The following is a 19,245-nucleotide window of genomic DNA, read 5'->3' on the forward strand; positions in this document are numbered from 1 at the left end:
TCAGGCGACGGGCAGCCGGTGCCGCATCGCGGCCCGTACCAGCTCCTCCGTCGCAACGGTCAGCAGAACCGTAACCACTACGGCCAGCGCATCGGCCGCGTGTCCGGTAATCGCGGAGCCGAAGATGCAGACCACGATGATCACAACGAGCGGCAGGACACCGCTCTTGGTCCGAGGCGGTAAGGACCAGGCATTATGGGTATCGACAATCCGCATGGGTTGTCCTTTCCGTTCCCGCGCATGGCGCGGGGATGGTCGAGCCGCACCGCCCTGCCGGGCGTCCAAACCACGCGGGGTGGTGCGGTATCTGATGAGTCGGATGGTCTTGCCGATGGCCGTGGACGGGAAACAGCGCACTTCTCCCAGCCCGTGACCACTCACGAAGTCCTGTCGTTCTTGAGTTTCGATACACCGAAGCGTACACACCGTCAGGCTGCGAAGCTAGCTTCGCAGTTGGGGAGGTGAGGCTGCGTCTCGCCGCATGCAGGCTGAGGCCGACGAGGCGAAGGACTCTCCCCTGTCCGGCCGTTCCTCGCCTAGAGCCTGTCTCTTGGAAGTGCGGTGCGCATGGTGTTGCGTGCCGGATCGAAATCCTGTGGCAGCAGCGTTCGCCCCGCAGCGGCTGATCGAGCGGGGCGCGGGCCTTGACGAGGCGGCAGCGCTGCTGCCTGGCTTCGACCGGGCCTCCCCCCGCCGGGATGACGATGGTCGATCCGCTCCACGGCTGAATCCACGGCGGACGCGGCCGGGGCGGCGGGCGTGGCGTCGGGATGTGTGCGAGTTGTCGGGTGATGATGGCGCAGTGCGACTTGATCACGTGTCCTATGCGGTGGCCCGCGACAGCTTCGTCTCGACCGTCCAGTGGATCGGATCCGCCCTCGGCGCCGGGTTCGTCGACGGGGGCGTGCACCCGCGATTCGGCACCCGCAATTTCATTCTCCCGCTGAGCGGCGGCACCTACGTCGAGGTCGTCACCACACTCGACCACCCCGCCGCCGACCGCGCACCCTTCGGCCAGGCGGTCGCGCGCCGCGCCGCCGAGGGCGGCGGCTGGCTCGGTTGGGTGGTCTCCGTCGACGACATCGCCCCGGTCGAGGCCCGCCTCGGCCGCACCTCGGCCGAGGGCCACCGTGTCCGCCCCGACGGGTTCGACCTGAGGTGGAAGCAGATCGGCCTGCTGGAACTGCTGGAGGACCCGCAACTGCCCTACTTCCTTCAATGGTCGGTCCCCATCGAGGAGCGCCCGAGCGCCGACCCGCGCACCTCCACCACCATCCACGGGCTCTCCATCGCCGGCGACGCCGCCTCCATCGCCGAATTCCTCGGCGAACCGGCCGACCACCCCCTCGACCAGATCGACGTCACCTGGGTCGAGGATGAGGAACCGGGCCTGGTCTCGGTCGAGTTCGCCACCGCCCACGGCCCGGTCACGATCTGACCAGGGCCCGACTGCCCCGCGGGAGCAGCCGGCTGGGGTCTCCTGGCTAGCGCGTGTCTCATCGATGGGCTGGTCAGTTGATCGGATGTGTCTGCCCGATGAGTGGTCACTGATGCGATGTGGGGCCGGATCGAGCCGCTGATGCTGGCCGATCCGGTCCGTGGACGGCGGTGGGCTGATCACCGCCGAACGCTCGAGGCCATCGCGTGGAAGTACCGCACCAACTCGCCCTGGCGGGACCTGCCCGACGAGCTCGGCCCGTTCCAGACCGCCCACAAACGGCTGATCAGATGGGCTGTCGACGGAACCTGGCAGAACATCCTGACCGCCGTGCTGGCGGCCGCGGACGCCGGTGACGACATCGGCTGGACCGTCTCGGTCGACTCCACCGTCGTCCGCGCCCACCAGCATTCCGCCGGAGCACGCAAAAAGGGGCCGAAGGCCGCAGCGAGCCCGCCGACCACGCCCTCGGACGCTCACGCGGCGGCCTGAGAACCAAGGTCCACCTGGCCGCCGACGACCGTGCACGGCCCCTGGCCCTGACCGTCACCGCGGGCCACGCCGGCGACGCACCCGCCTTCGAAGCGGTCATGGCCCGCATCCGCGTGCCACGAAGCGGGCCCGGCAGGCCTCGAACCCGGCCGTTGGCCGTGCTCGCGGACCGGACCTACTCCTCCCGTGCCATCCGGCCCCACCTGCGACGACGCGGGATCCGCACGGTCATCCCGCAACCGTCCGACCAGATCGGCCACCGCCTGCGGCGAGGACGCCGAGGCGGCCGCCCGCCCGGCTTCGACGCCGAGATCTACAAGCAGCGGAACAACGTCGAACGCTGCATCAACCGCCTCAAGCAGTGGCGCGGCCTGGCCACACGATGCAACAACTCGCCATCGCCTACCAGGCAGCACTCCACCTCGCCGCCATCCTCACCTGGGCACGACGCTGACCAAAGAGACAGAACCTAGTCCAGTTTGAAGGTTATGAATACGGGCTGGGCCGGGGCGTGCGCGGCGTCTGGCGAACAGTGCCGACAGGCCCAGGCGGCCGCTGATGAGGGTGAGCGGCGCGCCCAGCGCGATGGCCCCGGCCGCCACCAGGAGCCAGTTGGGCTTGGGGCCGGCCCTGCCCCGGATGTCCGCGGCGTCGAACGCGCCGGGCCCGCCTTCCGGGAAGGCGCGCTCGTGCGGCTCGACCCGGTTGTCGCCCAGGGCCACGACCTGGCCCTCGGGGACCAGGATGTCGAAGGCCGCTGCTGAGGGCGGGGGCTCGGGTGGCAGGTACGGTTCGGCGAGCGGGTTCCCGTTGAGTATCTGCGTGCGGTCGCCGGCCCGGTACGGGAGCCGGTCCCCGCCGACCGCCAGAACCCGCCCTCCCAGGCGCGCGGATCCGGCTGCCCGCCCGGTGGAGAACAGGGCGACATCACCGCGGCCCCTGCGCACACTGCGGAGCGGAGCAGGGACGCTCGTGCACGGGACGCACCGAGTCGTACAACGGCCACGTCTGTGCTGATCGGAAGAGACGGACTGTCAGGCCGAGGGCCTTCGCCACAGCAGACCGGAGCCACCAGCGGGGGGGAAGGGTTTGGGGCCTGACCTCATCCCGCGGGCACTCGGGCTAGCGCTATCGGGACGGCGGCCGGTGCGCGACTGACTTCGTCGCTGATGTGGTCGCTGGCCCAGCCGACGGGCCCCCAGGGCGACTGGATGATGTGGCCGCACTTCCATCCGACGTGACGTCCGGAGCGCTTTACGCGGCGAGGCCGACGTCCAGGATCTTGGCGGCTTTGCCGATGGAGCCGGGCATGAGGTGGCGGTAGATCTTGAAGGTGATGTCGCGGCTCTTGTGGCCCATCCATTCGGCGACGTCCGTGATGGGGATGCCGTTGGTGAGGCAGTTCGAGGCGAAGAAGTGGCGGAGGCTGTAGATCACTATGCCGTCGGGGCGTCGACTTCGCCGGCGCGCTTGATGCGTTGCCACTGGTTCTCGAGGTAGTAGGCCAGGAATGGCCTCGTGGGGTCCATGGGGTGGCGGAGGGGGTGGCCGTCGACCGTGCCGTGCTTGTCGGCGTACCACTCGATCGTTTCGCGGATCCGGGCTGGGAGGGGACGTCGCGGTAGTCGGTGGGCTTGCGGTGCTTGAGGCGGCCGTAGGTCTTCGTGGTCTGGTTGACCTGCTCGGTGATGCGGTAGACGTCGCTGGCGACGAGGTTGTTGATGTTGACGGCGAAGGCTTCCCCGTTGCGCATGCCGCAGCCGCTCATGAGGTCGGCGATGAGCAGGAATCGGTCGTCGCCAGCAGTGCGTATGTCGCGGAGCTGGGCGGGGGAGGGGATGACCGCACGCTCGGGGTCGTACTGCGGGGGCTTCACGCGCAGGACGGGGTTCTCCGTGTAGATGCCGAGGCGGTACGCGTCGAGGAGGACCGACTTCACCTTGTCGAAGGCGTTGGACTGGGTGGCGAGGCCAGCGCCGTTGCGTTCCATTGTGCGGATGAAGCCGTCGACGACCTTGTGGTCGAAGGTGCTCATCCGGCGACTGCCGAGGGTGGGCAGGATGTGGTTCTCGAGCAGGGACTCCAGCGTGCGGAGCGACGACTCGGCGAGGTCGCGCTGGCCGGCCTTCCACTCCGCGGTGTACTCGCGGAACTGCATCGCGCCGTACTTCTGGATCCGCTCGGCCTTGCCCTGGTTCCTTGGGGCGGCCTTCTTCTCCTGGTAGACCGTGGTGAGGCGGTCGATGGCCTTGTCCTGGGTGGAGAAGCCTGCCTCCTCGGTCTGCTTACCGGCCGCGCTGCGGTAGCGGATCGTGTACTCGTGCGGGCACTTCGACCAGCGGGACTGCGGGTGCTCGCAGTCCTTGAAGAAGGTGCCCATGCCGTGGGCGAGTGACTTCGTTGCCATGCGGTGCGGGACCCCTCCGGCGCCAATACTGACATTTTGCTGACGCTGGAGGGTCTAATGCGTTCCTGACCTGCACGAAGACGGATATCTCGTGTTACGTTCTGGAACTGGATCGGACGGTCCCAAGAAGATATCGCAGGCTTCCGCGAGGACTGGATGAACGGCACCCGCTACGGCGAGGTCAAGGGCTACGACGGCCCTCAGATTCCTGCGCCGGAACTGCCCCCAACTCGCCTGAAGCCTAGGGGAAGAGTGCGCTGAACTGCGCCGATGTTGTGAGGGATGGGCCGGACGGAAGGGTTGTCATTACCCCGGTGTGGTTTGCGGAGAGGGTTCTTGATCTTGGGGTCGTCTCCCATGTGGGGCACGGTGTGGTCAGGTCACTAGTGGCCGCCATGCTCAACGCCGCCGGTTTCCGAGTGCTGACGCCTTCTGCTCGACGTCTGGGGTGGGTCGTTCACTGCGCAGGCGGCGTGGACGGTGGCTACGGGCTCCGAAGACGGCCAGTGTCTGCTGGTATGCGCGGTGGACCGGCGATCGCGCTGGCCCGTGCACGGCCCGGATCTTCTCTATGAAGTGGGGTATCGGAGGCAAGTGAACTCTGGAATCACTCGACTTCGGTAGCTGCCCCGAGACCAGGGCACGGTGCCTGACCGGTCTTTTGCGCAGGTCAGACACCGTGCTCAACCTTTTAGAAGAAGCCGAGCTTCTTGGGGGAATAACTTACTAAAATGTTCTTCGTCTGCTGGTGGTACGGGAGGCACACCCATGCTGACCAGCGGAAACGTCAGTTGATGCGCCCCCTTGGTCTGGGCTGGTCCGGAGCTGGTCCGGATCTTTGCCCGGGCGCTCCTGTCGTGGGGTGGGCCGGGAAGTTCTGGGAATGATTGCTGGGAGGCTTCCGTCGTCCGCCGCGCGGACAACCGCGCGGCGGACCATCGTCTCGTACCAGCCGGAGCCCCACCACTCGCCGATCGACTCGGTGTGGGAGCCGTGCAGGAGAGCAGGCGGAGGGTGGCTTCCGGGCCGAGGTTCTCGTCGACCTGCTGCCAGAGGTCGATCTCCCGGTGGACGGACGTGAGGATCCGCGCCCATCCCCGATGCCACGGGCCCGCCGTGGCCGGAACTGCGGCCGCCTAACGTCCTTGCTGCCGACCCAGGTTCACGCGGCCGTCGGTGGGAAAGGGCGGCCACCTGTGGCAGGGGAAGAAGTCGGTCGGCGTGTACGAGCAGCCTGACCCAGTGCTGTGTGACGCCGACTGTCTCGCCACACGTATGGCGCTGAGGTTCCGAACGAACGTCGCGGAGGTTCAAGTACGCGCCGTGTCCGTATTCCTAAGATTCGACGGCAGAAGGGAAACCCGGGCTGTTCCAGGACGGGTACACACCAAGGACAAGAAACGCGTGAAACAAGAGAAGTCCAGCCGGAAGGCCGTCATCGCAGGCACCGGCGCCGGCATGGACATCCCCAACGGGGTGATCGGCAATGGCCGGACCGGGCGCTCCAGGCCCGTCGGATCAAGGTGATCGTTTGCCGCCGGGCCACCTCGGTGTCCGTCAGCACCAGCAGCGCGCGCGGCCTGCCTGCGGACAGCCCCGCTCCACTGGAGCCCGCTCGCTGCTGATCAGCCGGTTCCACGCCTTCTGCGCGCCGAGCTCGGACTTCTCGGCCCCTTTAGTTCGTGCAAGCAATCAGCTCTTTGATCGTCGAGGAGCCTTTTCCTGAAACCCGGTGGTCGGACAGTGCTGCCGTGGGAAGCGGAGACATGATGGGCAAGAGTCCTTATGACTATGTCGTGGTGGGAGCGGGGACGGCGGGGTGCGTGATTGCCTCCCGGCTTTCGGAACGCCCGGGCGTGCGGGTGTTGTTGCTGGAGGCGGGAGCCCGGGACGCAACCGAGGCGATGGCATCTCCTTGGGGGTTCCTGGGGTTTGACCCGTCATCCCTCTGGCTGGGCGCCTCAACCGTGCAGGCCGGTACAGGCAGGGCCGCTGACGTGCTGCGCGGTAAGGCGCTCGGCGGATCGTCGAGCATCAACGGCCTCTACCACCTGCGGGGGCACCGGTCCGGTTACGACGAATGGCCCGGCCTCGGTGCTCCGGGCTGGGGTTTCGACGATCTGCTGCCTTATTTCCGCCGCAGCGAGAGCACTCGCAGCCGTGATGCCTCCGTGCGGGGCACGGACGGGCCGGTCGCGGTCGCCCCGGTCCCGGAACCCCATCCCCTGGCCACGGCGGGCGTCGACGCCGCAGTGGAGGCTGGGTTCGCACGCGCCGATGACATCGGCAGCGGGCTGGAGACCGGGTTCGGGTGGAGTGACATGAATCTGCCCAGCGGCGCCCGCCAGAGCGCGGCCGACGCCTACATCCGTCCGTTCCTCGACCGGCCGAACCTGGACGTCGTCACGGACGCGACCGTGCAGCGGCTGCGCACCACCGCGGGCCGCTGCACCGGCGTCGAGTACACCATCGGTGGGGAGCACCTGTCCATCGACAGCGCCGAGGTCATATTGACCGCGGGAGCCATCGGTTCCGCGCACCTCCTGATGCTGTCAGGGATCGGCCCGGCCCAACACCTTGAGGAACACGGTATCGACGTCGTCGCCGACCTGCCGGGAGTGGGATCCCATCTGCAGGACCATCCGATGGCGGGCGTGGTGTACGAGGCCGACCAGCCCGTACCGTTCGTTCCTGCCAACCCGCCGGCCGAAATGATGGGCCTGCTGTTCAGCGATCCCGCCGCGGCCCGGCCGGACCTTCAGGTCTACATCGTCGCCGCACCGCTCCCGTCGGCTTGGGGCCAGCCGCCGGCCAACGGCTACTCCATAGCCTTCTCCGCGATGGCTCCGCACAGCAGCGGCACCGTGCGCCTGGCGGACGCCCATCCCGCCAGTGTTCCCGTCGTCGACCCGGGCTACCTGAGCGACGACCGTGACCTGGAGGTCATGCGCAAGGGCCTGGCAGTGGCACGCCGCATCGGCGAGGCCGACGCGTTCGCCGACTGGCGCAAGCAGGAAGCGGTGCCGGGCTCCGGGACGAGCGGCGAATCTGTGGACGAGTTCATTCGCAAGGCCACCGGCCCCTACTTCCACTTCACCGGCACCTGCCGCATGGGAACCGACGCCGATGCCGTCGTCGACCCTGCGAACCTTCGCGTGCACGGAATAGCCGGACTGCGTGTCGCCGATGCCTCGGTGATGCCGTCCATCCCCTCGGCCAACACCAACGCGACCGTTTACGCCATCGCCGAACGGGCCGCCGAACTGATCGACTGAGCCTTCTTCCGCGCCCACGGCGCTTCCACAACGCGCTTCATCCCCCCGTCGTCCGTCGAACGCGACCCCGACCGGCCTCATCACCCCTCCTCAGACAGGAGCACCACCATGTCCGAAACGCTTCAGACCACTGACGTCGTCACCTCCGACGCCGACCTGCTCGACCGCACCGCGACCGCCGTGCGCGCCGCCGGTGCGGCGCTGCGCGAGCGTTTCGGCGATGTGGTCCGTTACGAGACCCGTGACGAGCTGATGCGTGCGCTCGCCGTCAACGACGACACGGCCCTGGACATCCTGCGCCCCCGCCTCACGAGCCTGCGCCCGGAGGCCGGCTGGGTGGAGGACGAGCTGGACGGCGGGGCGCTGCCGCCCGGCGAGTGGTGGGTCGTGGACCCGGCCGAAGGCAACGTCAACCACCTGCACGTGCTGCCGGAGTGGGCGGTGACCGCGACCCTCGTGCGTGAGAACCAGCCGGTGCTCACCGCGGTCCACCTGCCGCTGACCGGCGAGACCTACACCGCGCTCACCGGCGCCGGCGCCTACCTCGACGGCCGGCCGCTGCGCGTCTCCCCGACCGCGGACCTCGGCCTGAGCATCGTGGCCACCAGCCAGGCCCGGCCGGACGAGGACGAGAGGGTCGTACGGCGCGTCGGCTCCTCGATCACCGCGATGCTCTTCGACGCGCTCGTCGTCCGCACCGCCGTGCCCGCGACCCTGCACCTCACGAACGTGGCCGCCGGCCGCATCGACGCCTTCTGGCAGTTCGCCGGCGCCCGAGCGGACCTGCTGCCCGGCGCGCTGCTCGTCACCGAGGCCGGCGGACAGATCTCCGACGCCGAGGGCCGCCCCTGGACCCCGCAGAGCGAGAGCTTCCTGGCCGCCGCGCCCGGCGTCCACGCCGAAGCCGTCGCCACGCTCTCCCGCTGACCCCGCACACCACAACCCGCACCCAACGCAAGGACCAGAACATCATGACCACGATCGCAGTTCTCGGAAACGGCCGCGTCGGCGGCAACCTGGCGAAAGCCCTCACCCTGGCAGGGCACGAGGTGACCGTCGCGGACCGCGCGCCGGGCGCCGCCGCCGATGCCGCCCGGGCGGCCCGGATCGTCATCAACGCCACCCCGGGCGCCGGCTCCCTGGAACGTCTCGCCGCCCTGCGCGAAGAGCTGCACGGCAAGATCCTCGTGGACGTCTCCAACGCCACCGTCGACGGACCGGACGGACTGCCCGCCGCCCTGATCTACCCCGGTTCAAGCCTCGCCGAGCAACTCCAGGCAGCGCTCCCCGAAACGCACGTCGTCAAGACGCTCAACACCATGCTCTTCCCGGTGATGACCGCCCCGGCCACGCTCACCCAGACGCCAACCGCCTTCCTCTCCGGCGAGGAACCGGAGGCCAAGCGGACCGTCCTTGAACTGCTCATCGACCTCGGCTGGCGCAAGGAATGGATCACCGACCTCGGCGGGATCCAGACCGCCCGCGCCACGGAGGCCGCGATACTATTCGTACCGCACGTCATCCGGTCCATCGGATTCACCCCCTTCGCGATCTCGATCGCCCGCTGACCGTCGAGCCGCGCAACCTGCAGGTGACCGGAGCCGGCACCGGCACGGATGGGTTCCCGGTGGGACACGACCGCGACAGGATGATCTCGGCCGACACGGCTTGGCAGGCCGATCGGCATGGCCCGCCGGCCGGAAGACGCCCGGATTCGGCTGCGGCTCGGTGAGTGACCTACCCGGGCAACTACGAGGTCGCGCTCACGGTCCGTTCCGTCAACACCGGGGCTGTGCACTACGAACTCGGTGCCTCCGGGGCAGCACCTGCCTGGGCGTGGCCGACGCCATCGGCCCACACGGCGAACTGCGCGCCGGCCACTAACCGTTACCTCCGGCGAAAGGTCCGACCGAGGCGGCGAAGACGTCCCCGGCACGAGCCCCATGAGGGAGGACCGAGTGCGAGTGCGACCCCTGACGATCAGGCTGCGACCTGATCGTCAGGGGTCGCGTCGTTCATCTCGCCGAATCAGAAACATCAGCTCTGCCTCCCGGCCGCTGCAATGCGAGCCGTCTATAGGAAGATTGGCGCGGTGTCCACATGGGTCATGGCGGCGTCCTGCGGAACACGACCACCACAGGACGGCGTTGAAGCAATGAAGACGAGAGGATCGCAGAGGGATGCACGGTACTGGAGCGGAGGTCGACGGCGCGCGCGGGGTGTTCGCAGTGGACTCGACCGCCCCGGATTCCGCACCGCGGGGACTCGACGTTTTCCGACGCGGGTGGCAGACGCAGGTCGGCGACGATGTCTTCCAACTGCCGGCCTTCAGCCCGGACACGATCGGTGACTTCCGGGTCAAGGGCAAGGTTGCCAAGGTGCATGGCGCGGCGATCGCCGATCTCCACGCCGCGTCGGCAACCCGGACCGCGGACGTCCCGGGCGGCGATCAGGATCTGGTTGCCATGTATGTCGTGCGGAGCGGCGCATGGACTCTGGGCGGCCCGTCCGGCTACGGCGACCAGACCGTGTCGGCCGGGCAGTTCCTCGTCCGGCACCTCGGGCGCCTGACGGCCTTCGAGACGACGGCGCACCTCACGGCGAAGTTCCTCGTCCTGCCCCCCGGCGAGCTCAAACCCCTGCTCGGGAACCGGGTCGTCACCGGGCCGGCGGACTCGGCCGAGGTGCGCTTGCTGACGGCCCTTGCAGACATGATCCACATGACCGTGGCCGACCTCGGCCCGGCCGGTGTGGCAGCTGCCCAAGGTACCCTGATCGAGCTGACCAAGGCGGTGGTGAAGGGCCGGTTCGACGACGTAGAGCCCCGGTTGGCGCCCGCGCTCACCCAGGCAGCCAAGGACCTCGCGGACCGTCGGCTCGCTGATCCCGAACTTTCTCCGGCGATGCTTGCGCGTGAACTCAACGTCTCCGTCCGCACGCTGCACCGGGCATTCGCCGCGGTGGGAGAGCAGGTGAGCACCTACATCCGCCACCGGCGACTGCATGAGGCCCGGCTCGCCCTTGTCTCGCCGTCAGGGCGCCTGAGCATTTCGGAACTCGCCGCACACTGGCAGTTCGCGGACGGCAGTCACTTCACCCGAGCCTTCAAGAAGCACTACGGTCAGACTCCCACCGAGTGCGCCCGCTCGACCGGACCGGCCTCGCTCTCGCCGAACCGGCACCCGCCGGGCCACGGGTCGGCCGATAGCGCGTGACCAGAGGTACGGCTGCAGTTCAGCGGATGCCGCCGACTCGTGTCCCAAGCAAGGCAGCGGGGCGCTGTGGGCGGCCTGGGCACCGGCTGGAGGCTCGACGACCTGCACCGCACGCGACCCGCCGACAACGAGGGCCGGGATGACTTGCCCGAACCGTCACGGCTTCGCCTGTGACTCCGACGGCTATCGCGTCACGGCTGCCAAGGGCAGCACAGTGCTCCGCACCTCGTCCTGGGACGTCAACGGAGCCCTGCCCAGCATCGACGCCGAGTACGACGCCAGAGGCCTTGAGTATCGCCACCTGAGGCAGCGTCATCAGAGGAAGGGCGCAGTCATGAACCCCGCCCAGCACGGAGCGGCCTTCGCAGCCGAGACCGCCGCATTCGTCGCCACGGTCACGGGAGCCGACCCTCCACCCCGCTGCCGACCTGCCCCGGCTGGACTCTCGGGGACCTCACGCGGCACGTCGGCAGCGAGCACTGGTGGTTCAGTGAGCTGCTTCGCCGGCGCATCCAGCAGCCGCCGACCAGGTTCGCCCACTCGGCCTTGAGCGATTTCCAACTTCTTGGTCCGTGACTGGTCCGGGGGAAGGTTCCGAAGTGGTCCGGAGGTCACGTATGGCTGCCGTTTGATTACCTTCTGCGCTTGGAGTCAATGTTGCCTGGAGAGGCGATGCCCGCTCCAGGCAACGGATTTCTGTTCTCTAGAAGAACCCAAGCTTCTTGGGTGAGTAACTGACTAAAACGTTCTTGGTCTGCTGGTAGTGCTCCAGCATCATCTTGTGGGTCTCGCGGCCGATGCCCGACTGCTTGTAGCCGCCGAAGGCGGCGTGGGCCGGGTAGGCGTGGTAGCAGTTCGTCCAGACGCGGCCCGCCTGGATCGCGCGGCCGGCGCGGTAGGCGGTGTTGATGTCGCGGGTCCAGACGCCGGCGCCCAGGCCGTACGCCGTGTCGTTGGCGATCCGGACGGCGTCGTCGAAGTCCTGGAAGGACGTCACCGACACGACCGGGCCGAAGATCTCCTCCTGGAAGATCCGCATCCGGTTGTCGCCCTCGAAGATCGTCGGCTCCACGTAGAAGCCGCCGGCCAGGTCGCCGCCGTGGTCGATCCGCTGCCCGCCGGTGAGGATCTTCGCGCCTTCCTGCTGGCCGATCTCCACGTACGAGAGGACCTTGCGCAGCTGCTCCTCGGAGGCCTGCGCGCCGATCATCGTGTCCGTGTCCAACGGGTGTCCGGGCACGATCAGTTCGGTGCGCGCGACCGCCGCGTCCAGGAAGTCGCCGTACCGGCCGCGCTCGATCAGCGCGCGGGAGGGGCTCGTGCACACCTCGCCCTGGTTCAGGGCGAACATGGTGAAGCCCTCAAGGGCCTTGTCGCGCAGGTCGTCGTCGGTGGTCCAGATGTCGTCGAAGAAGAGGTTCGGGCTCTTGCCGCCGAGTTCGAGGGTGACCGGCTTGAGGTGCTCCGCCGCGTACTGCATGATCAGCCGCCCCGTGGACGTCTCCCCGGTGAACGCGATCTTCGCCACGCGCGGGCTGGAGGCCAGCGGCTTGCCCGCCTCCTCGCCGAAGCCGTTGACGATGTTCACCACGCCCGGCGGCAGCAGGTCCGCCACCAGGCTCAGCCAGTAGTGCACCGAGGCCGGGGTCTGCTCGGCCGGTTTCAGCACCACCGTGTTCCCCGCCGCGAGCGCCGGAGCCAGCTTCCACACCGCCATCAGGATCGGGAAGTTCCACGGGATGATCTGCCCGACGACGCCCAGCGGCTCGTGGAAGTGGTAGGCGACCGTGTCGTCGTCGAGCTGGCTGAGCGCGCCCTCCTGCGCGCGCAGCGCGCCCGCGAAGTAGCGGAACTGGTCGACGGCCAGCGGCATGTCTGCGGCGAGGGTCTCCCGGATCGGCTTGCCGTTCTCCCAGGTCTCCGCGACCGCCAAGGCCTCCAGGTTCTGCTCCATCCGGTCCGCGATGCGCAGCAGGACGGTCGAGCGCTCGGCGACCGAGGTGCGCCCCCAGGCGGGCGCGGCCGCGTGCGCCGCGTCGAGCGCCCGCTCCACGTCCTCGGCAGTGCCGCGCGCGACCTCGGTGAACGGCTGGCCGTTGACGGGGGAGGGATTGGCGAAGTACCCGCCGCGGGCGGGCTCGACGTACTCGCCACCGATGAAGTGGCCGTAGCGGGACGCGTACGACATGAGCGCGCCTTCGGTACCGGGCGCAGCGTAACGGGCCATGGTGTCCTCCCCTTGCCGGGCGCCGGCCGCCGTCGGACAGCGCTCGGGAGGAGGCTAGGAGCGGGCAGGTTGCGGATACGTTGCACGGCCCGGCCGCGCCGACTCCCGCCGGACGGTGGGCGGTTCGGCGCCGGATACGGGTACGGGCACGGATGCGGTGGTGGGGTGAGGGCCTGCGGTGCCGAGTTCGCTGTCGAGTGCCCGTACGCGGGCCAGCGCGGCCGGGCGTCCCTCCGGCGGCAGCGCGGCGGCCAGCGCCCGCCACACCGCCGCATCGTCCGCGCCCCACGGGGCGCACACCCAGTCCGTCAGCAGCCCTACGTCCGCCCGGGCGATCACGGCGGCCCGTGTCTGGTCCTCGATCCGGCGCCGCAGCCGGACGATGCCCGGCGCGGTCGAGCCGGGGAGCAGCGGGCCTGCGTAGTGGTGGAGCGCCGCCGACACGGCGCCGGCCGCCAGGTGGCGGGTCACGACGGTGAAGTCCGCCTCCAGCGGCGCCGCCGTACGGTAGGGCCGCGACAGCGGGCCGCGGGCCCCCAACAGCCCGCGCAGCCGTGACATTTCGGCGCGCAGGGTCACCGGTGACACCGACTCGTCCTCGTACAGCGCGATCGCCAGCTCCTCGCCCGACAGCCCCTCGGGGTGGTGCGCGAGGAGCGCCATGATCTCGCTGTGCCGCCGCCCCAGCCGGATCCTCGCGCCGTCACCGCCGGCCAGCAGGGCCTCGTCCCGGCCGAGGGCGCCGAGGGTGTCCCCGGCGCCCTGCGGGAACGGGTCCAGCAGCGCCAGCTGGGCCTCCGCGGCCCGGGCCACCGCCTGCACGAAGGCGAGGGAGTGCGGATGGGCCAGGCCGTCGCCGCCGGTGATGTCCACCGCGCCGAGCAGCCGGCCGGTACGGGGGTCGCGCACCCGGGCCGCCGCACACGTCCAGGGGTGGACCGGGCGGCTGAAGTGCTCGGCCCCGAATACCTGGACCGGCTGCCCGACGGCGACCGCCGTACCCGGGGCGTTGGTCCCCATCGCCGCCTCGGCCCAGCGTGCGCCCGGTACGAAGCCGAGCCCCTCCGCCCGGCGCAGCGTGGCCGTCTCGCCCTCCACCCACAGCAGGCTGCCCCGCGCGTCGCACACCGCCAGCAGATGGGCCCCGTGCGCCGCGAAGGCCCCTACGAGGTCCCGGAACACCGGCATCACCCGGGCCAGCGGGTGCTGCGCACGGTACGACCGCAGTTCCGCCTCCGCCAGGTCCACCCGGGGCGTGCACTCCGGGCCGACCCGGGCCCGGGCGCACCGCCGCCAGGAGTTCGCGATCACCGCCCGGACCGGGGCCTCGACCAGCCCGTCCTGCATGAACGCGGTGTGCGCCCGGCGAAGCACGCGCGTGCGCTCGGCGGGATCGGCCCCGCCCGGCAGCGCCACCGACGGATCGTCCATGTCACCCTCCCGTGGTGCCGCGGTGTCGTGTCCGGAGCGTCCCCATCGTCGTCCCGACCCCGAGCCCCGACAAGCACTACGTCGGCCACGCGGCGGCGAAACGCCGCCAGGTACAGCTGCTCGCGGCCGGTGCCCGCGCAGCCGGAGCTGGTGGTGCGTTCTCGGGACCGTCCACCGGGCGCGGACGCGGCGCAGGAGCGGAGCCTTGGCGGCCGGAGCGCGCGGGGCCGGGCAGGGGTGGTCCGGCCCGACGTGCGGTCGTCCTCCGGCGCCGCCAGGGCCGCGCCCGCGCGGCAGCAGGAGCAGGAACGGGTCCTGCCCGTGGCAGGCTCCGGGAACGCGTGGTCGCGGTGGCGCGTTGAGGGGGTAGTGGTCGACGACAGCTGGAGGTGTCCGCAGATGTCCAAGCGCGGCAAGGTCGCGGTTGCCGGAGTCGCGGCAGCCATCGTGTTGTTCTGGACGGTCGGGTTCTGGGCAGGGCTGCTGGTCCTGATCGGGGTGCCGGCGGCCGCCTACCTGCTGCTGGACTCCTCCCAGCGGCGTCGTCTGCGGGGTATATCCAAGAAGCAGCTCGGCCGCTGAGCGGGCGCGGCCGCATCCGCCCATCACCGCCCGGACCCGGGGCCGGCTGAGCGGCCCGGGCCTGGGCGGGGCGTCCGGGCCCGCGCCCCGGCGCGGCGGGCCGGGGTCAGTAGTAGTCCCGCATCAGCGTCGTGGCCCACTCCGGCTGGCGCAGTTCTCCGGGCGGGCCGAATTCGGCCAGGTACGGCTTCAGGTCGAGCACCGGGGTGCCGTCCACCGCGTCCAGGCCTTCCACGTGCACGTCCAGGCCGTCCACCTTCAGGATCCGGCACCGGGAGACACCCAGCCGGTTCGGCCTGTTCTTGCCGCGCTGCGCGAAGATGCCGACCAGCGGCCAGTCCGGGTTGCCCCGGGGGTGCCGCGCGCCCGTCTCGATCTTCTCCACCGGGACGCGGTCGAAGTGGTAGACGACCTCGAGGTGCGAGAACTCCGCCAGCCCGTACAGGGCCTCCGGGCCGAACCGTCCGGCGTCCAGGCGGATCACGGCCGTCTCCCGCCCCCCAGCCGTCGTCGACGACCTCCGCGCGGCCGCCCACCACCACGGCCACCGGCTCCGACTCCACCGGCACAGCGTCTCCCTCGGGTTCAGACCGGGCGTACGGCGATGCGGTCCAGCGCCGCCAACAGCTCCGGCAGTTTCGGCAGACCGAGATCGGGATCCCCGTCGCGGGGGACCGCGAGCACCTCGCCCGCCTCCTCGTCCAGCAGTACGAAGGCCGCGTCGTCGGTGCGGGCCACCAGCGACCACCCGGGGCCGTCCACCCGCAGGGTCCGCGCCCCCTCGCCCGCGAAGGACGACCGCACCCGTCCGGGCGGCGGCGGGCTCTGCGTGTACTCCACGGCCTCCTCGAGCGCCCGCGCGAGCCCGGGGTGCGCCGCGGCCGCAGCCCCGCCGTCCGTCGCGATGCGCTCGCGCCAGTCGGACCACTCCCGGGCGATCTGGTCCGCGCCCATGCGCCGCTGCACCGGCCCCCACGCCTCGGCGGAGGGGGGCGCCAGCGGCACCCGCCCGGTGCCGTCGGCGCCCTGCTCCGGATCGTGCGGATCCGGGACCCCCGGCGTTGCCACCGACAGGTCCAGCGGCCAGCCCGCCAGCGAGACCACGATCGTCCGTTCGTCCGGCGACAGGTCGTACTCCATGCCGCAGTCCCAGGACGCGATCGCCATGGCCACGAGCGAGACGTCGTCCACGACGACGGTCCAGCGCGCACCCTCCTCGTCCTGGCCGAGCACCAGCCCGTACCCCCGCGCCACCGGCTTCACACCCAGCAGCGCGCAGGCCTCCGGGAAATCGTCGCCCAGGATGCTCGGGAACTGCGCAGAGGTCAGCAGCACGGCGGTCAGCACATAGAGCGAACCGCCCTCCTCCTCGTCGGACACGTGGCCTCCCGGTCGCTCTCTCGTCGGCGCACCCTAACCAGCGGGTAACCCCCGCGTCGAGAGCCTGCGGGCGACGATTTCCAAGCCTGCTACCTGCACGTAGAGTTGGGTCCCCGCCACAGAAAGGGACACCCGGTGCAGCGTTACGACCGGCTGAGGGAGATCCTCCGTCTCGACCCCGACAAGGACTTCCTCACCATCTACCGGCTCACCGCCACCTACGAGTTCCCCTGGGACTTCACGCGTGCGCTGGAGCTCGCCCTCTTCCGCACCTACGCCGTGCCAGGCATCGGCCGCCTGCTGGCCGAGACCGCCGAGTTCACCGACCGCCCGCAGAAACGCTACGACGACACCGCGCTGCTCCTCGACGCCGTCGTGGAGCACGGATTCGAGAGCGAGACCGCGCGCACCGCGATCCGCCGCGTCAACCAGATGCACCGCGCCTACGACATCGGCAACGAGGACATGCGCTACGTCCTGTGCACTTTCGTGGTGATTCCGGTGCGCTGGCTGGACGCCTACGGCTGGCGCCCGATGACCCACCACGAGCGCCGGGCCAGCGCGAACTACTACGCCGAACTCGGTCGGCACCTGGGCATCACGGACATCCCGGGCTCCTACGAGGAGTTCGAGGAGACCCTGAACGCCTACGAGGGGGCCCACTTCGGCTGGGACGAGGGCGGCCGCAAGGTCGCCGACTCCACCATCGGCCTGATGGCTTCCTGGTACCCGGCCCCGCTCGCCCCCGCGGTGCGCGCACTGAGCCTCTCCCTCCTCGACGAGCCGCTGCTCTCCGCATTCCGCTACGAGAGCCCCCGCCCCCAGGTCAAGGCACTGTTCCGGGGCGCCCTGAAGCTGCGCGGCCGCGCCGTCCGGCTGCTGCCGCCGCGCAAGGCCCCGCACTACGCCCGGCAGAACCCGGAGATCAAGGGCTACCCCCACGGCTACGACGTGGGCGAGCTCGGCACGTTTCCCGTGCCCGGCTCGGGGGGATGCCCTGTGCCGCATCCCCGCCGGCCGGCCGGGGCCGAGGCCCAGCCTCCGGCGTGATCCGGGGTACCTCCGCGGACGCCGGGCGAGGTGCCGACGTACAAAAGTGTGTGAAGGGTGTGCGGGTCAGGCGCGGCGCACCGCGAGCGCCAGGAAGCGGGCGTCCTCGTCAGCGTACGAGGTCATGTCCCAGCCCGAACCGGCCAACAGCGGGCCGAGGTTGTGTTCGGCCCGCTGGTCGTCGGGCGTCAGCTCGCGTCCCTGCCGCGCCGCGAGGGCCGCTCGCCCGATCGGGTGGAACAGGGCGAGCCCGCCACCGGGGCGCACGACGCGGGCGAGCTCCCGCAGATTCGCCTCCGGGTCGGGCAGGTGTGCGATCAGCCCTGCGGCGAAGACGGCGTCGAGCACCCCGTCGCGCAGCGGCAGCCGGGCCACGTCCGCGAGCAGCAGCGTGCCCTGCGCGCCCCGGCCGGCCTGCCGCGCGGCGGCCAGCATCTGCGGGGTGAGGTCCGCGCCGAGCACCGTGCCGGCCGGGCCGACGGCGGCGCGCAGCGCCGGCAGCGCCCGCCCGGTTCCGCAGCCCGCGTCGAGCACGCGGTCCCCGGGGTGCAGGCCGAACTCGGCCACGGCGGTCGTGAACGCGGGCCCGTCATCCGGGAACTTCCGGTCCCAGTCGGCGGCGCGTGCCCCGAAGAACTCCTGCACGTGCGTGTGGTCTTCGCTCATACAGACATGATCCCCCACGGGCTTGTGCCCGGGGTGTCAGCGGTGCGAGCTGCGTGTGCAGTGCATGCGGTGCGTGCGGTGCGTGCGGTGTGTGCGCAAGGTGGCACGTGGCGTGATCGAAGATGAACGTAGCTTTGTCATATTCCCGCAGTTCCAGCTGCTTTCGAAATGCGCCCCTTGTTCGTGCCCTCACCCGGACTAGCGTCCCGGGGCCATGGGACACCTCGACCACGCGGCCTATGGCTGGCTGACACCCGTACTGTCATATGTGATGGCATCCATCGGTGCCGCCCTCGGGCTGCGCTGCACCGTCCGCGCACTCGCCGCGACGACCGGATCCTCCCGCCGCAACTGGCTCCTCACCGCCGCCTCCGCCATCGGCACCGGCATCTGGACGATGCACTTCGTCGCGATGCTCGGCTTCAACGTCACCGGCACCGAGATCCACTACAACGTGCCGCTGACCATCCTCAGCCTGCTCGTCGCCGTGATCGTCGTCGGCGCTGGCGTGTTCGCCGTCGGCTACGGCAGGGAGCGCGGCCGCGCCCTGGTCCTCGGCGGGCTCACCACCGGCCTCGGCGTCGCCAGCATGCACTACCTCGGCATGGCCGCCCTGCGCCTGCACGGCAGCATCTCGTACGACCCCCTCATGGTCGGGCTCTCGGTCGCCATCGCCGTCGTCGCGGCCACCGCCGCACTGTGGGCCGCGCTCCACATCAAGGCGCCGACCGCCGTGGCCGTCGCCTCGCTCGTCATGGGCGCCGCCGTCAGCAGCATGCACTACACCGGGATGATGGCGGTCGCCGTCCGCGTCGTCCCCTCGGACCATGCCCTGCCGGGGGCCACCGCGATGCAGTTCATCTTCCCACTCGCCGTCGGGCTCGGCTCGTACCTCTTCATCACCTCCGCGTTCGTCGCGCTCTCCCCGACCGCGGACGAGCGTGCCGCCTCCGCCTCGGCCGCCCGGCACCTGGGCAAGCAGGCACCCGGGTCCGCTGCGCCCGCCGCGCCCGCCTGCTGAACCGCTGACCTCGGCCTGATCGGCCCGTCGGCCCGACCCGGCCCGACTCCCCGACTCGACC

Annotated in this window: 16 protein-coding genes and 4 pseudogenes; 11 read left to right on the forward strand and 9 right to left on the reverse strand. The window is 70.3% G+C overall.

Annotated features, from left to right (window positions below; all coding sequences use genetic code 11):
- Entirely contained in the window at positions 1-216 is a 216-nt protein-coding gene (locus AB0M76_RS38610; protein WP_365957411.1) for a hypothetical protein, read from the reverse strand.
- Between the two features lie 586 nt (positions 217-802).
- On the opposite strand from AB0M76_RS38610, the gene AB0M76_RS38615 reads away from it, so the two are divergent.
- Positions 803-1,438: a VOC family protein gene (locus tag AB0M76_RS38615; protein WP_365957412.1), complete on the forward strand. Its 636-nt coding sequence runs from the start codon at positions 803-805 to the stop codon at positions 1,436-1,438.
- Positions 1,439-1,555: 117 nt separating this feature from the next.
- Positions 1,556-2,384: pseudogene (locus AB0M76_RS38620) on the forward strand (IS5 family transposase).
- On the opposite strand, the gene AB0M76_RS38625 reads toward AB0M76_RS38620, so the two are convergent.
- The 3 genes and pseudogenes from AB0M76_RS38625 to AB0M76_RS38635 all read right to left on the reverse strand — a co-directional run.
- The gene (locus AB0M76_RS38625) at positions 2,365-2,877 is read right to left on the reverse strand and encodes a hypothetical protein (RefSeq protein WP_365957413.1); all 513 of its coding nucleotides are present in this window, start codon (positions 2,875-2,877) and stop codon (positions 2,365-2,367) included. The pseudogene AB0M76_RS38620 and the gene AB0M76_RS38625 sit on opposite strands and share 20 nt — an antisense overlap.
- A 307-nt stretch (positions 2,878-3,184) precedes the next feature.
- Positions 3,185-3,511 carry a tyrosine-type recombinase/integrase gene (locus tag AB0M76_RS38630; protein ID WP_365957435.1) on the reverse strand — a complete coding sequence of 109 codons (327 nt, stop codon included), beginning with the start codon at positions 3,509-3,511 and terminating at the stop codon, positions 3,185-3,187.
- A 475-nt stretch (positions 3,512-3,986) separates the two neighbouring features.
- Positions 3,987-4,337: pseudogene (locus AB0M76_RS38635) on the reverse strand (site-specific integrase); the annotation flags it as partial.
- A gap of 93 nt (positions 4,338-4,430) precedes the next feature.
- On the opposite strand from AB0M76_RS38635, the pseudogene AB0M76_RS38640 reads away from it, so the two are divergent.
- The 6 genes and pseudogenes from AB0M76_RS38640 to AB0M76_RS38665 form a co-directional block, all read left to right on the forward strand.
- Positions 4,431-4,598: pseudogene (locus AB0M76_RS38640) on the forward strand (pirin family protein); the annotation flags it as partial.
- Between the two features lie 1,439 nt (positions 4,599-6,037).
- Positions 6,038-7,612 (forward strand): GMC family oxidoreductase N-terminal domain-containing protein, encoded by a 1,575-nt coding sequence (locus AB0M76_RS38645; protein WP_365957414.1) that lies wholly within the window; start codon positions 6,038-6,040, stop codon positions 7,610-7,612.
- Positions 7,613-7,720: 108 nt separating this feature from the next.
- Positions 7,721-8,539, forward strand: a complete 819-nt coding sequence (locus AB0M76_RS38650; protein ID WP_365957415.1) for a 3'(2'),5'-bisphosphate nucleotidase CysQ — start codon at positions 7,721-7,723, stop codon at positions 8,537-8,539.
- 44 nt (positions 8,540-8,583) lie between these two features.
- Positions 8,584-9,180 carry an NAD(P)-binding domain-containing protein gene (locus tag AB0M76_RS38655; protein ID WP_266631639.1) on the forward strand — a complete coding sequence of 199 codons (597 nt, stop codon included), beginning with the start codon at positions 8,584-8,586 and terminating at the stop codon, positions 9,178-9,180.
- Between the two features lie 660 nt (positions 9,181-9,840).
- Entirely contained in the window at positions 9,841-10,827 is a 987-nt protein-coding gene (locus AB0M76_RS38660; protein ID WP_030296791.1) for a helix-turn-helix domain-containing protein, read from the forward strand.
- A 420-nt stretch (positions 10,828-11,247) separates the two neighbouring features.
- Positions 11,248-11,403 carry a maleylpyruvate isomerase N-terminal domain-containing protein gene (locus AB0M76_RS38665; RefSeq protein WP_365957436.1) on the forward strand — a complete coding sequence of 52 codons (156 nt, stop codon included), beginning with the start codon at positions 11,248-11,250 and terminating at the stop codon, positions 11,401-11,403.
- Between the two features lie 127 nt (positions 11,404-11,530).
- On the opposite strand, the gene AB0M76_RS38670 is transcribed toward AB0M76_RS38665, so the two are convergent.
- Both AB0M76_RS38670 and AB0M76_RS38675 read right to left on the reverse strand, forming a co-directional pair.
- Positions 11,531-13,054: an aldehyde dehydrogenase family protein gene (locus AB0M76_RS38670; protein ID WP_365957416.1), complete on the reverse strand. Its 1,524-nt coding sequence runs from the start codon at positions 13,052-13,054 to the stop codon at positions 11,531-11,533.
- Between the two features lie 54 nt (positions 13,055-13,108).
- Positions 13,109-14,485, reverse strand: coding sequence for a GAF domain-containing protein (locus AB0M76_RS38675; protein ID WP_365957417.1), 1,377 nt, complete (start codon positions 14,483-14,485; stop codon positions 13,109-13,111).
- 399 nt (positions 14,486-14,884) lie between these two features.
- Between AB0M76_RS38675 and AB0M76_RS38680 the strand changes: the two genes are divergently transcribed.
- Positions 14,885-15,067 (forward strand): hypothetical protein, encoded by a 183-nt coding sequence (locus AB0M76_RS38680; protein ID WP_266669547.1) that lies wholly within the window; start codon positions 14,885-14,887, stop codon positions 15,065-15,067.
- Between the two features lie 106 nt (positions 15,068-15,173).
- Here AB0M76_RS38680 and AB0M76_RS38685 read toward each other — a convergent pair.
- Positions 15,174-15,630: pseudogene (locus AB0M76_RS38685) on the reverse strand (SAM-dependent methyltransferase).
- Positions 15,631-15,652: 22 nt separating this feature from the next.
- A complete protein-coding gene (locus AB0M76_RS38690; RefSeq protein WP_365957418.1) occupies positions 15,653-16,447 on the reverse strand; it encodes a hypothetical protein in 795 nt (264 codons plus the stop codon).
- 135 nt (positions 16,448-16,582) lie between these two features.
- On the opposite strand from AB0M76_RS38690, the gene AB0M76_RS38695 reads away from it, so the two are divergent.
- Positions 16,583-17,497, forward strand: a complete 915-nt coding sequence (locus tag AB0M76_RS38695) for an oxygenase MpaB family protein (protein WP_365957419.1) — start codon at positions 16,583-16,585, stop codon at positions 17,495-17,497.
- Between the two features lie 66 nt (positions 17,498-17,563).
- Here AB0M76_RS38695 and AB0M76_RS38700 read toward each other — a convergent pair whose 3' ends face one another.
- A complete protein-coding gene (locus tag AB0M76_RS38700; RefSeq protein ID WP_365957420.1) occupies positions 17,564-18,163 on the reverse strand; it encodes a methyltransferase domain-containing protein in 600 nt (199 codons plus the stop codon).
- Positions 18,164-18,377: 214 nt separating this feature from the next.
- Between AB0M76_RS38700 and AB0M76_RS38705 the strand changes: the two genes are divergently transcribed.
- Entirely contained in the window at positions 18,378-19,184 is an 807-nt protein-coding gene (locus AB0M76_RS38705) for an MHYT domain-containing protein (protein ID WP_365957421.1), read from the forward strand.
- Positions 19,185-19,245: the final 61 nt, after the last annotated feature.

The sequence above is a fragment of the Streptomyces sp. NPDC051364 genome (genome assembly GCF_040682115.1).
In the GTDB taxonomy this organism is placed as follows: Bacteria; Actinomycetota; Actinomycetes; order Streptomycetales; family Streptomycetaceae; genus Streptomyces.